Raw genomic sequence first — 12,700 nt, forward strand, 5'->3', positions numbered from 1 at the left:
ATGTAATATCATTTCCTCGCTTTGGTATATCCTTCTGAGTAATCACTTAACATGTGGCTAATATCTAATTTATGGGGTTGTATAAACTCATGAATTTTATCGTCAGATAATGAGGACAACTCATAATTTTGGAATTCTTTAAAAAATGCTCTGACATTATCTTTGAGCGTTTTTAATTTATGTTTTCTCATTACTTCAACAGTATCACTAAAATTCCCATGATAAGACAATATTTTTGTATTTATTATAATAATCTTATGACATTTTGCTTCGCCATACTCTTCTTTAAACCAAGCACAATGGCTATTCATCTGCCCAGCTTCATGTTTATTAATTTCTTTTCTATCTTCTTCAACCTCATTTTTACATTCTATTAAAAAGTATTGTTCATCTACACCTCCCCATAGATTATCTGGACCTTTTTTAATTTCTTTATCCGGGCGCTGACAAACAAAACCTATTGATAATCCTAAATTATGGATAGCTTCTTCAAACTTCTCTGATCGAACACCAAAAAAAAGGTTTTGCAATATTCCATCTACGGAGATCATCATAGATGCAAAATCTTCATGTTGTTGAATCCAATCTTTAATCCTTTTTGTTCTTGATGAGTTTATTCCCGTAATTTTTCTGTAAACAACTCCATCTCTTGGTTTCAGCAAATTTTTATTTTTTTTAAAAGCTGATTTTTGAATTTTATTCGATTCAACCTTACTGACCAGATATTTATATCTTGCCTGTAATTGAAGATACCAGCCTTTTTCTGTTTCATCGTTTATGTAGTTATCACATATATCTTGAATTACATTACAGGCTTTATCAAATTCACCTTCAGCGAAATACTTTTCAGCCTCATATTCTCGGCATATTAATTTGTGCACATGATTATCACTATCCCCAATAACAATAGCATTCATACTTTCAGTATAATATTCTTTCCATCCCTCATCTCTTTGAAGAGACTTGTTCATAATATCAACTAGCAACTTCCCTATATTCGTATCACTGCCTATTTCATCCTTTGCAAAATCTACAATTTGACTACCGATCTCAATTTGCATACGAGTTTGCGGAGAAAAATATTTCATTGTTAAAGGACTTTTTATAAACTGTACAAGATCTCCCCCGGTAATAACTATAATACTGTAGTCCTTCTCTCCTCTTACACTACGCCCTAACCCTTGCTCTACCTTTTGAGCTGTTTTAATATTTATTATGTCACTACTCGGGCGACACTCTTCTTCATATCTATCAGTCAGAGTTTCAGAATATGGCTTTGAATCAATAATTAATACACGACAAGAATTATCTGGTAGGTCAATACCATCATATCTGTTGGCAAAAACGATTACTTGACTGTAATATCCCAACTTCAACTTTTCAACATCATCATATATAGTTTCAGTTTTAGAAACAAGAGCACCAATTTTTTCAAATTGTTTTTCATTGCTAAAACTAGGGGTGAGACATACTTGACCGAAAGTTCTTTTATCATACGATTTTAATAACCAGTTAATGATTTTTTCTCTATCCAATGTTTCATCAATCAATGATGGTATCAGTATCATTTTCTCCCCAGACCACACTAAATCTTTGTTTATAAGTGGCTCAGATACTGCATTAATATCAAATCCTAATCCTTTTATAAAAAAAGAATCATCCTGAGTCGTCGCTGACATAAGAAATCTATGATTAGCTTTACTAAAAGTACCAAAAGAATCGATAAGGGATATAATAGGAGATATTTCTAAATACTCACCAGAAATGAAGGCTTGGCAATTATTTATGTTATCTTTGATTAATGGCCAGATGAAGAATATCCTTTTATCCTCTTGGCAGTTTAGAATTTCTTTAGCAACAAGATCTTTTTTATCGATCCATGCCCAATAAGGAATTTGCAAAACCGTATTATAACCAACACCACTTTCTATTTCTAAATAGCTTCCTTCTCCTTGCCCTTTTAATTCATCAGCGAATAAACTAAGAATAGATTTATATAATGAACTTTCTTTATCAACTTTTATTGTAAAACTATTTTTTATAGAGTCAATACATGCTTGAGAATCATCAAGAATAATACTATTAACAATTATTGACTTAGCTCCAAGTCCAAATGCCGTTTTCCCATTAAAAAGTTTTTGCACATATGTAATCAATATTTTTTTACCAGCTAAAAAATCGTCTGGGATTTTCTTCGTTTTATCAATTATACAATACGGAATGCCAAATTTCTCCGCATCCCTAACTACTTGTTTTGCAAGATATATATTTGGGCAAACATATATACAAGATTCATTTGTTTCGTTTATTTTAGACTGAAGGATTAATAATCCAATTAATGTTTTTCCTTCACCAGTATGTAGCTTTATGATGTTATCACGCGCTGAGCGTCTATTTTCGTACCAATCATTTAATATTTTTTTTTGCGAAGGTCTAAGAGGACCAGTTTCACTTCTTCTATCCAATGCTTCATATATTTCAATAGGATTGATTCGTTTAGGCAACTCTTTATTCTTAAGTTTCTTAGTAAAGTCAATCATGTCATTTCCTTTAATATCGCGAAAAATATCAATTCATAATCACTTACATTTTAAATTTAATGTAAGATCTTCATATAGACAAGATTAAACTATAAAAACATTGGATTACAATAACATAGCAAACAGGTAAGGCACTTAACTATCTGATTTTGTTTATTATAAAAAGGTGGATTATAAATTAATTTAGCTGGGTTACCACCCATGCTTATATATGCAATGCTAATTATTTGCATGCTTACATTTAGCTTCCCTAAGCGAGTTGAAAACTCAAAATTCTAACATGGAATTCATCAATAATTTTTAACCTCTCAGTTATCTTATCTAGATTATTTCCCTCTGGACGAGGGAATATAGACATTTATCAATGCCGATTCACTGTCATTTTTAACTTCCAATAAATAGGATCATCAGTGTCATCCTGCTTTATATTTTTTAACACGAGTCCAATGATATGTTCTTTATGCCAATATAAAATCATTTCCTTTAACTCATCAAGGTCAATGTCAATAAAATCTCTATATCTCCCATTTTTCACACACTCTTCAACTTCATGTGTAATCAGAACATCGTAAAGTATTTCCGAAAGCAGTTCTCCATTTAAAATATTCATTGCTGCTTCTGGTTCTTTTTCATATATGTTGTAAACCGTTTCACAGTAGCCCTGTAAAACATTTGCAACAATATTTCTTGCTGTCTCATTATTTTCATTTAATACAATCTCTTTCATATCTAATCCTTTTTGTTAGTTTGATTTTTGTTAGCCCCTCGCAGGGCAATCTTAAAACTTATTTTCTGAATCTATCCGAATACCACACCAACATTTCCGCGATTTGCTCAAAGTTAACCTCATGAATATCACCGTTATTACCCTCTTGGGCAGTGAATCTTTCAAAGTTTTTCTGGATATGGTCAATCACATGGATAATAAATGGACTCATAAAATCCGGGTCATTCAAATAATCATTAGCATCCCCATCACCATTAACTTCCATGAACATATTCCAGCTTGCGGAAAACGATCTACATGCAAGGTCATAGAACAGTTCGGTTGATTTATTAACACCTATCTTCTCTTTAGACATATTTATACCCTCATAGTTAAATGCTTATTTAATTCATTGTGTTTTTTATTAGCCCCTTTTCGGGGCCGAATACGCTGTTGTTAACTCATACTAAAAAGTAATGCTTTAGTATGCACATATCTCATTTCAAACATGACTTTATCCATATCAACATAGATAAGTCTTTCTCTTTTACCAGCTTCTTCCATATGTTCATCAAAGCGTGTTGCCAGATATTCTTTAACATGCAAAATATATGATTCCGTTCTATTACTATCCAACATAATGGATGCCAATACCTCATATTCTTCTTGTTCTTTATATATACGTATCCCCGTTATATAAAGATTCTTCGCCATAGCTACAAAAGTTTTGGTAGATGACTCTTTGATATTTTTCATTTCTTGATTATTCATTTTATTTCCTCTTGTTGTTATTAAAATATTATTAGTGAGATTCATTACGGGCAGCAATAACACTATCCATCCACGCTTCTATCTCACTTTCGATAAAGGCAACCGATCTCAGACCAATCCTGACCTGTTTAGGAAAGCGACCAGCATTGATCAGTCCATACATTCTTGCCCTACTTAACCCTACCCTTTTGAGCACTTCCGGGAGGCGGATAAGTCTTCTTGGTGTGACTTCGTTTTGCTCATAGAGCGCTGTTCGTTGTTGATTTTTATTGTTATTTTTCATTGTCTTCTCCTGTTTGTTTCGACAGGAGTAATTCTAGGGAAAGTGGCAATGACAAGATGCAGACGTTGGTAAACAACATCTTTCGAGACAATGAAGGGATATGATTTTGGGGAAAATGAAAATGTGCGAATGTCGCTGGTTTTGCATAAGGGAACCTGTCTTGATGGCAGGCTCCCGGAGATAGTGGGAAAGGTTAGTTTTCTTCTTCTTTTTCGTTCATCTTCATGGCATCAGCCACTCTGACATCCATCATGTAGCTGTCTTTGCTCAGATAGAGGTTAAACAAACGCGCAAACTCACGGGTCCGTGCTTTTTCCGCAAAAGGTTTATCGGTATCCTTAATTTGCGCTCCTCCTCTAATCACCTCTGAATCATTCGGATAGAGTAAACGTGACATTTGCTCATTAGAGATTTTTACCCCTCGATGATTAGCCCATAACATCAGGTCCAGCATAGGGATAGTTCTCAGGGAGATCACTTTCTTAATCGTGCTCAGACCAAAGCGAAATAAACCGATCTCTGGTTCCGTTATGCCATACTCCTTACGCCATTGTGGGAGCATGATTTTGATATGTTCGATAACTTCATCATCAGTCAGACGTTTGATGTTTAGCCACAGATACAAGGGATGATCATCATTCAGACGATCGATGTCCGTTAATCGCTGTTTACCCTGTTCTCTTGATACTGGTACTGATGGTGCATCAGACGAAGCATCGCTACGTTGGAGTAAATTGAGTTTCCGTAAGTCTGCCTCATAGCGGCTAATATCCCCAACGGTGATATGCTGAACATGTAATGTGGCATCAGCCAGAGGGTTTTTCTTTTTGGATGATGGGGGGATAGTTTTGGTTGAGCTGATTAATAGCGGAGTGCCAGCCAGTATCTTGGCTTCTTCTTCTAGATAGCGCTGATAGCGTGGACTTTGTTCATTGGTGGAATCATAACGGAACAAAACTGCCCGGCGACTCAGCTCGTCACTAAGGTCGTTTAACGTGATTTCCTGTAAAACATCATAGTTGCTCAGCCTGAACCATTGCTTCGCAGCTTTGATAACCTCACCTGACTTCATTCTTATTATCCTGTTCTGATACCGAACGATTTTTTATGCCCGATTTATCTGAGCGTTATCTTATGCCAAGCAATAGCAACAACGCTATCTCACAGATGGAAGACAGGAAACGAAAAGCACAGTTTCTGGTGTTTTGTTGCAGAGTATTTCAGGGGATTGAGCGAGATAGGTACCACCTCACTTCCCTAAGATTGGGAATGGTTAGGGAAGTGAATAGGGAAAACAATTCATAACACCATGATAAATAATATAATTATATTATCCAGATCAGGTGGTACGGGTATTTCTCAGCCTTCACAAAGAAGGGCACCCCGAGTCATGTACTTAGACTTCGCAGCATAAGTAAGTGATGCCAGTAAAGCAAGCGCGGCCCATTCCTCTTCCCTACCCGACACAAAATGAAAAACCCCATGCGCGTTGTGACATAGAGAAAAACGCCATAACCCTTTAGACTGGTTAATCAAACCATACTGAGGAGATTGTGATGACGATGATAAAAAGTTATGCCGCACCGGCAGCGGGCGCAGCGCTGGAGTCGTATGAGTTTGATGCGGGTGAACTACAGGCGGAAGACGTAGAAGTTGTAGTGGATTACTGCGGCGTGTGCCATTCCGATCTCTCAATGATCGATAACGAATGGGGCATGTCAAGCTATCCGCTGGTTGCCGGGCATGAAGTGATTGGCCGTGTGCACGCGCTGGGCGACGCGGCGAAGAACAAAGGATTAAAGATTGGTCAGCGCGTCGGTATTGGCTGGACGGCACGCAGTTGTGGATACTGCGATGCCTGTATCAGCGGCAGCCAAACCAACTGTCAGCAAGGCAGCGTACCGACGATCCTGAATAAAGGCGGTTTTGCCGATAAGATTCGGGCGAACTGGCAGTGGGCTATCCCGCTTCCTGATTCCATTGATATCGAATCTGCGGGCCCGTTGCTGTGTGGCGGCATCACCGTTTTCAAACCGCTGTTAATGCACCATATCACGGCGACCAGCCGCGTCGGCGTGATCGGTATCGGTGGCCTGGGACATATCGCTATTAAGCTCCTGCATGCGATGGGCTGTGAAGTCACGGCGTTCAGCTCGAACCCGGCCAAAGAGCAGGAAGTGCTGGCGATGGGGGCCGATAAAGTCATCAACAGCCGCGATCCGCAGGCGCTGACTACATTAGCGGGTCAGTTCGATCTCATCATCAACACCGTGAGCGTCGATCTGGAATGGCAGCCCTACTTCAACGCGCTCGCTTATAACGGGAAATTCCATACCGTCGGTGCCGTGATGAAGCCATTTAGCGTGCCAGCCTTTACGCTCATCGCAGGCGACCGCAGCGTTTCCGGCTCTTCTACCGGCTCGCCACATGAGTTGCGTTCGCTGATGAAGCTCGCCTCCCGCGCCAACGTGAAGCCGCAGACGGAGCTGTTCCCGATGTCAAAAATCAACGAGGCCATCCAGCACGTACGCGACGGCAAAGCCCGCTACCGCGTCGTACTAAAAGCCGATTTCTAATCGGTAAAGACGCCTGAGCGATCGGGCGTCTACTTTTGCACATCAACTCAGCCAACGTCATTCTCTGGACTACACCACCCAGCACGACGATGCTGAATGCATTCAATCGGTTTCATGATAGGATTGAAAGGTGATGCAAGTGGAGATCCGCAATGCCTTTTAAAGAGTATGACCATGATTTCATTGATAGAAATAAGAAAGCCTCCTCATCTATAAGGTTCGCCTTATTATTGTCTGTGTTGATCATTATATTCAACCTTTTGTTCTTCAAGCACCGTGACTTTCAGGAACAACTGCATGATAACCCCGGCTCTTATACCGATTCGATCGCGCTGGTTTTTCTTTTTTTTATTTTGTCCTGTACCAGTAAAATATCCCTTAACCATACCTCAGCGTTATCCATTCGCCTCGGGTTCCACATATGGATATGCGCCGCGACGTTTGATTTTATGGATGAGTTTATCTACCAGCCCAAACTGGTTGGGTATTATGTTGAGGATCTGCTGAGAATTCTTGGGATGTTTGGCGTCGGGTTTGGTGTCTATACCCTGATACAGCAAATCAATAATAAGTATGTCGAAGCCAGAATACAGTCATTCAGCGATGAACTCACACAGCTCCCTAATCGTCGGTTTTTTATTAACGAATTAAAAAAACTCGAAGCAAAAACGCCCTATTTATTTATTATCGACATCGACAATTTCAAAGTCATTAATGATAAATATGGCCATGCAAAAGGCGATGAAATATTAAGCAAGTTCGGCCATATTCTTTCCCGTTTCGATAACAGTGACATCGTAGCAACCCGAATCGGCGGGGAAGAGTTCGCGATTATTCTGTATGACGGGACGCAAGATCGGGCAGAGACGCTGGCAAGATCGGTATTAAAAAATGCGAAAAAAATCATTATTAAGAATACGCACCATCTTTCTGTCAGCATCGGCGCGGGTAAAAAACAGCCGCAGGAACCCACCGAACATTTTATGAAACGCGTGGATGTCGCACTTTACCAGGCTAAAAACACCGGTAAAGGCAAAGTGGAATGGGCTACTGAGCCGACAGAAAAACCCCTTTAGCTTGACCAATACACGGCCGCACGGACGCGCCGCTCTCTCTTAATCATCATAAAAACTACTGAAAACGATATTTCCCCCTTCACGATTACTCACTCACCAATCACCTATCATTTTGTAACAAAATTAAACACTTCCTGATTAATCAACTCGTCAGCCAGCGTGTACTCTTTTATAGGTAGAACAAAATACATTCCCCCCACGATACATTCAGTAAAAGGAAGGCGAATGAAAGCAGCCATCGTAACGAAAGACCATTCTGTTGAGATTCAGGACAAAAAACTGCGCCCCCTCCAGCACGGAGAAGCCCTGCTGAAAATGGAATGCTGTGGCGTGTGCCATACCGATCTACATGTAAAAGACGGGGATTTTGGCGATGTTACCGGCATCACACTTGGTCATGAAGGCATCGGTATCGTCAAAGAAGTGGGTCCGGACGTAACATCACTGAAGCCCGGCGATCGTGCCAGTGTCGCCTGGTTCTACCAGGGCTGTGGCCGCTGTGAATATTGTAATAGCGGTAACGAAACTCTGTGTCGCGAAGTAAAAAACGCGGGCTACTCCGTTGATGGCGGGATGGCTGAAGAATGCATCGTTGTTGCCGATTACGCAGTAAAAGTGCCGGATGGTCTGGATTCTGCCGCCGCCAGCAGTATTACCTGTGCGGGCGTGACAACCTACAAAGCGGTGAAGGTCTCGCAAATCAAGCCAGGACAGTGGATCGTCATTTATGGACTGGGCGGGTTGGGCAATCTGGCGCTGCAATACGCCAAAAACGTCTTTAATGCGAAGGTCATCGCGATTGATGTCAACGACGCTCAGTTGGCCTTTGCTAAAGAGATGGGCGCGGATCTGGTCATCAACCCGGCCAAAGACGATGCCGCCAAAATCATTCAGGAAAAAGTGGGCGGCGCACACGCGGCCGTAGTCACTGCCGTGGCGCGTGCGGCATTTAACTCCGCGGTCGATGCCGTTCGCGCGGGCGGGCGAATTGTTGCCGTCGGTCTGCCACCGGAATCAATGGATCTGAATATTCCACGTCTGGTACTGGATGGCATTCAAGTATTGGGCTCGCTGGTCGGCACACGCGAAGATCTGAAAGAAGCGTTTCAGTTTGCGGCCGAAGGGAAAGTGAAACCGAAAGTGACGCGTCGTCCATTGAAAGACATCAACGCGATTTTCGCTGAAATGAAAGGCGGGAAAATCACGGGTCGCATGGTGATCGACCTGTCAATATAAGCGGCAATTGACTGATGTAAAAGGGATAGCGCTATGCTATCCCTTTTTATTTTTTTATATTTTAGCCAACGGCAGTGTGCCAAGTGCGCCATAACCTGCTCCGGCGGCGGAACAGCCAAATGCGCTTTCGGCTCATGCTCTGCTCCGCACTGGTGGCCATTGATTTTTTTGATGACCAAAATGAAAAGCAACGCGCCCGTTTGCAAACGTTTCCTCCCGTATTTGCAACACATCAACATAAAAATGCCGGGTCGCCACAAGATCAACGCAGGTCTGTACAAGGTGATCGATATGATCGATAAGTGACATTGATAATGTCCTATTCTGAATGATACTTCTCACATCCTGGGAGTAACGCGGTCTTTTGATAATCCCTGAATAACCAATGACCCTTTCCTGTCAGGAAAGTCTCCGGCTGTGTTAACTTACAGATGACATAAGACAGGTGACAATGCTGTGCGGAATCAAACTGCCAGCTACTGCGCTGTTTTCCAGCCATGCTGAAGACTCTCAATAAATCATGATTAATCCGGCGAGATTCTGCAACCCGAAGTCGTCAATCCGCTGACACATCTGCGGCAATGCGAAGCGTAAAGGTGATAGCTTAGCCTTCCTCGCTGCCCGTTTTCTCATAGCCGAGACGGCCAACAAAGGGTAAGCGCAGCGCTGGCGGGTTCATATCCACGCCCATGTTCAGCCCCAGAATATTGGCCTCAATCCCCTCTTCAATGCCCATCGTGATACCCAGCACGCCCAGCAGTGAGATTTGCACGCCGCTTCCCGATGGCGACAGTCCAACCGGACGCGTGATCGGTCGGTAATCCTTACCAATGGCATTAGCTGGCATATCGAGCTTGAGCGCAGGCACTTCACGGCCAATGTGCGCGAGAAACGTATTGCTATTCGGCCCTGGCCAGGCGTGGTAAGTCTTTGGCCACGGATAGCTGTTAATCGCGGCTTCAATCTGCGGGATCATGGCTTCCGCCTTGTCACCACGGTGCTCCACCAACAGCTTCGGCATCGCCCCGTACCAATACGCATCCGCCGCCGAACGGTTCAGACGTACAACGTTATCACTCCCCCAGCTCACCACTTCATAACGGCGATATTGCGTTTCCCCCGCCTTCTTGAAAATGATCCACGGATGCACAGCCACCAGCCCGCGCCAGCCGTAGGTCGGTGCAGCATAAACCTGCACGATAGCCGTCTGGCGAAATTGCACAGGGTTAGGCGCTAAGCCGGAAGAATCGCGTTTGGCTGACCACCAGCTTTGCCCGCTAAACGTTTCGCCGTTACGCGTTGACTGCGCCCAACTTTGCCAAAAAGACAGCAACAGCACACAAATAAACCCAATCCCCAAGAATTTGAGGTACGTCATAGACCAGATAGCTCACAGAAAAGAGATGGAACGGAATCGATACGCCTGCAGGCGAACGCCCACAGTGAAAATCGGTCAAAAAAGCATTCCGCCAGTTTACTGCCAGTTGTCGGTAAGGTTAAGACATTGGGTGAAATATTGACCTACTTTTACTTTGTATTGAAACAACCAGAATATTTACGGGCATCCATACCGCATCGTTACGATTTCCCATCCGTACCCTCGATTCTATTTTTACCCGCCTCTCCTTCACTTTATCACCTGTGCCGCCATTGCCGCCGTTTCTCCTATTCGCATCATGTCTTCGTCCCGTTTCGGTATGATGGTGATGTGAATACTTTTGATTAGGGTAATAGCTGGTACGTTACTTGTTTTATTATCATGAAAAACAAGCCGTAATCAGGATATTTTCCATTCAAACTTCACTTTACTATGGAATATCATTGAAAGAGTAACGAAATCCTGAAAAACCATTAAAGGGAATATATTCCATTTAAAATAATTAAGAGTAAAAAGCATCAGCCATTTTACCAAAAAGAAATAATAGGAAATAAAAAACACCACCTCCTATAATAAAAATGCATTTATCGATCACCATTAAAAAGCAAAACTGGAGAAATAAAATGATAAGAAATAATAAGCAGATTAAGTCTACAGTGTGTGTATTATCTTTGGTAGCTCTGACGTTGACGTCCGCGGTATCACTCGCCTGTACACGGCTCGTTTATAAGGATCAAAATAACCCAGATTATCCCATTACCGCCCGTTCCATGGACTGGACCGATGATACCGAGACCAACCTGTGGATTTTCCCTCGAGAATTAAAGCGCTCTGGCGCCGCAGGCCCGCATTCTCTGGAATGGACGTCAAAATATGGCAGTGTGATTGCCTCTGCCTTTGATAGCAAAGAGAACATGGCTTCCACCACTGATGGCGTTAATGAAAAAGGATTGGCAGCAAACGTACTCTGGCTGGCAGAGTCTGAATATCCCAAAACTGCACCAACAGCCAAAAAACCGGGCTTAAGTGTCGCTGCCTGGGCACAATATGTGTTGGATAATTTTGCCACCGTTGATGAAGCTGTAAAATCATTACAGCAGGAAAAATTCATTGTCGTCACTAAACCTGTCGAAGGGCAGCATAGGGATGCGACACTCCATCTTTCTTTATCTGATTCATCTGGCGACAGTGCGATTATTGAATATATCGATGGCAAACAAGTCATTCATCATAGTAAAGACTATCAGGTGATGACCAATTCCCCGCCCTTCGATCAACAATTAACGCTGAATGCCTATTGGGATCAGATCGGTGGCAATGTGATGCTACCGGGAACGAACCGCGCTGCCGATCGCTTTGTTCGCGCATCATTCTATGTGGATAATGTTTCTCCCAATAAACTTATTCCTGGGGCCGCAGAGAAAAATAAAATAGAAAAAGATAAAGCGGACTTAGCTACCGCATTCAGTATTATACGTAATGCCTCCGTTCCTTATGGTTATTCGTTACCGAACATGCCCAATATCGCCTCAACGCGCTGGCGTACCGTTGTAGACCATAAATCGCTACAATACTTTTTTGAATCTGCCGTATCCCCCAATATCTTTTGGGTTGATTTGAAAAAGATTGACTTCGCTCCGCGTGGCAATAACGCCAGCAAGTTAGATTTAGGGCCAAACCAAAGCACCATTTATTCTGGTCAGGCCTCAGAGCAGTTTAAGCCAGCTACGCCGTTTAAATTCGCGGGGCTGTAACGCACGCTTCCAGCCCATGTGATATGCATTCTGTTCACTCTCTCCAGCGCCATCTTTTCATGGCGCTTTTTTATTGCCGCCATTATTCCGCTCTGAATAAAAAATAGGACAAAAAAACCTTTCAATAAAATCATTATGTTACAGTAAAATACTTCAATATTTTCTATCTGCACCACTTACTATCCACTCAGGGAATGAATTAAGGACATAACAGCGATGATAAGGAAAACGATGATTGCCGCACTGCTCTGCTTGTCGGCGATGCCCATCAGTCAAGCCAATGACAAAATCGAGGTGATCTACCAACGCCTCTTGCAGCAGGATGCGGCTTTGTTGAATAAATCAGGTTTGGGGTAAACATCCTTGCAACGAGTTGTTGC

12 protein-coding genes are annotated in these 12,700 nt (G+C 42.3%); 5 read left to right on the top strand and 7 right to left on the bottom strand.

All coding sequences use genetic code 11. From position 1 onward, the window contains the following. Nucleotides 1-8 precede the first annotated feature (8 nt). The 6 genes from ACKQAD_RS16510 to ACKQAD_RS16535 form a co-directional block, all read right to left on the bottom strand. On the bottom strand, nucleotides 9-2,540 hold the full coding sequence (locus ACKQAD_RS16510) for a DEAD/DEAH box helicase (RefSeq protein ID WP_409161150.1): 2,532 nt from the start codon (nucleotides 2,538-2,540) through the stop codon (nucleotides 9-11). Nucleotides 2,541-2,901: 361 nt separating this feature from the next. Continuing rightward, nucleotides 2,902-3,267, bottom strand: a complete 366-nt coding sequence (locus ACKQAD_RS16515) for a hypothetical protein (RefSeq protein WP_409161151.1) — start codon at nucleotides 3,265-3,267, stop codon at nucleotides 2,902-2,904. Between the two features lie 58 nt (nucleotides 3,268-3,325). Further along, on the bottom strand, nucleotides 3,326-3,622 hold the full coding sequence (locus ACKQAD_RS16520) for a hypothetical protein (protein ID WP_409161152.1): 297 nt from the start codon (nucleotides 3,620-3,622) through the stop codon (nucleotides 3,326-3,328). 80 nt (nucleotides 3,623-3,702) lie between these two features. Beyond that, complete coding sequence (locus tag ACKQAD_RS16525) at nucleotides 3,703-4,017, bottom strand: hypothetical protein (RefSeq protein WP_409161153.1); 315 nt, start codon at nucleotides 4,015-4,017, stop codon at nucleotides 3,703-3,705. Nucleotides 4,018-4,048: 31 nt separating this feature from the next. Beyond that, nucleotides 4,049-4,300: a helix-turn-helix transcriptional regulator gene (locus ACKQAD_RS16530; protein WP_205536056.1), complete on the bottom strand. Its 252-nt coding sequence runs from the start codon at nucleotides 4,298-4,300 to the stop codon at nucleotides 4,049-4,051. Nucleotides 4,301-4,493: 193 nt separating this feature from the next. Next, nucleotides 4,494-5,372: a DUF6387 family protein gene (locus ACKQAD_RS16535; RefSeq protein WP_327618135.1), complete on the bottom strand. Its 879-nt coding sequence runs from the start codon at nucleotides 5,370-5,372 to the stop codon at nucleotides 4,494-4,496. A gap of 484 nt (nucleotides 5,373-5,856) precedes the next feature. Between ACKQAD_RS16535 and ahr the strand changes: the two genes are divergently transcribed. The 3 genes from ahr to adhP all read left to right on the top strand — a co-directional run bounded on the left by ahr (nucleotide 5,857) and on the right by adhP (nucleotide 9,188). Continuing rightward, complete coding sequence (ahr, locus tag ACKQAD_RS16540; RefSeq protein WP_409161154.1) at nucleotides 5,857-6,876, top strand: NADPH-dependent aldehyde reductase Ahr; 1,020 nt, start codon at nucleotides 5,857-5,859, stop codon at nucleotides 6,874-6,876. A gap of 152 nt (nucleotides 6,877-7,028) precedes the next feature. Further along, nucleotides 7,029-7,952, top strand: coding sequence for a GGDEF domain-containing protein (locus tag ACKQAD_RS16545; protein ID WP_409161155.1), 924 nt, complete (start codon nucleotides 7,029-7,031; stop codon nucleotides 7,950-7,952). Nucleotides 7,953-8,177: 225 nt separating this feature from the next. Continuing rightward, nucleotides 8,178-9,188, top strand: coding sequence for an alcohol dehydrogenase AdhP (gene adhP, locus ACKQAD_RS16550; RefSeq protein ID WP_409161156.1), 1,011 nt, complete (start codon nucleotides 8,178-8,180; stop codon nucleotides 9,186-9,188). A gap of 604 nt (nucleotides 9,189-9,792) precedes the next feature. Here the strand turns inward: adhP and ACKQAD_RS16555 are convergent. Next, a complete protein-coding gene (locus ACKQAD_RS16555; RefSeq protein ID WP_409161157.1) occupies nucleotides 9,793-10,566 on the bottom strand; it encodes a DUF3750 domain-containing protein in 774 nt (257 codons plus the stop codon). Between the two features lie 623 nt (nucleotides 10,567-11,189). Between ACKQAD_RS16555 and ACKQAD_RS16560 the strand changes: the two genes are divergently transcribed. Both ACKQAD_RS16560 and ACKQAD_RS16565 read left to right on the top strand, forming a co-directional pair. After that, on the top strand, nucleotides 11,190-12,320 hold the full coding sequence (locus ACKQAD_RS16560; protein ID WP_409161158.1) for a linear amide C-N hydrolase: 1,131 nt from the start codon (nucleotides 11,190-11,192) through the stop codon (nucleotides 12,318-12,320). Between the two features lie 231 nt (nucleotides 12,321-12,551). Next, nucleotides 12,552-12,677 carry a hypothetical protein gene (locus ACKQAD_RS16565; RefSeq protein ID WP_409161159.1) on the top strand — a complete coding sequence of 42 codons (126 nt, stop codon included), beginning with the start codon at nucleotides 12,552-12,554 and terminating at the stop codon, nucleotides 12,675-12,677. Nucleotides 12,678-12,700 lie beyond the last annotated feature (23 nt).

This window comes from Pectobacterium artocarpous, assembly GCF_046159765.1.
Taxonomy (GTDB): Bacteria; Pseudomonadota; Gammaproteobacteria; order Enterobacterales; family Enterobacteriaceae; genus Pectobacterium.

Coding starts and splice junctions, on each gene's coding strand:
- ACKQAD_RS16535 (WP_327618135.1), bottom strand. CDS start 5,372: ATGAAGTCAGGTGAGGTTATCAAAGCTGCGAAGCAATGGTTCAGGCTG.
- ACKQAD_RS16530 (WP_205536056.1), bottom strand. CDS start 4,300: ATGAAAAATAACAATAAAAATCAACAACGAACAGCGCTCTATGAGCAA.
- ahr (WP_409161154.1), top strand. CDS start 5,857: ATGACGATGATAAAAAGTTATGCCGCACCGGCAGCGGGCGCAGCGCTG.
- ACKQAD_RS16515 (WP_409161151.1), bottom strand. CDS start 3,267: ATGAAAGAGATTGTATTAAATGAAAATAATGAGACAGCAAGAAATATT.
- ACKQAD_RS16545 (WP_409161155.1), top strand. CDS start 7,029: ATGCCTTTTAAAGAGTATGACCATGATTTCATTGATAGAAATAAGAAA.
- ACKQAD_RS16565 (WP_409161159.1), top strand. CDS start 12,552: ATGATTGCCGCACTGCTCTGCTTGTCGGCGATGCCCATCAGTCAAGCC.
- ACKQAD_RS16555 (WP_409161157.1), bottom strand. CDS start 10,566: ATGACGTACCTCAAATTCTTGGGGATTGGGTTTATTTGTGTGCTGTTG.
- adhP (WP_409161156.1), top strand. CDS start 8,178: ATGAAAGCAGCCATCGTAACGAAAGACCATTCTGTTGAGATTCAGGAC.
- ACKQAD_RS16520 (WP_409161152.1), bottom strand. CDS start 3,622: ATGTCTAAAGAGAAGATAGGTGTTAATAAATCAACCGAACTGTTCTAT.
- ACKQAD_RS16525 (WP_409161153.1), bottom strand. CDS start 4,017: ATGAATAATCAAGAAATGAAAAATATCAAAGAGTCATCTACCAAAACT.
- ACKQAD_RS16560 (WP_409161158.1), top strand. CDS start 11,190: ATGATAAGAAATAATAAGCAGATTAAGTCTACAGTGTGTGTATTATCT.
- ACKQAD_RS16510 (WP_409161150.1), bottom strand. CDS start 2,540: ATGATTGACTTTACTAAGAAACTTAAGAATAAAGAGTTGCCTAAACGA.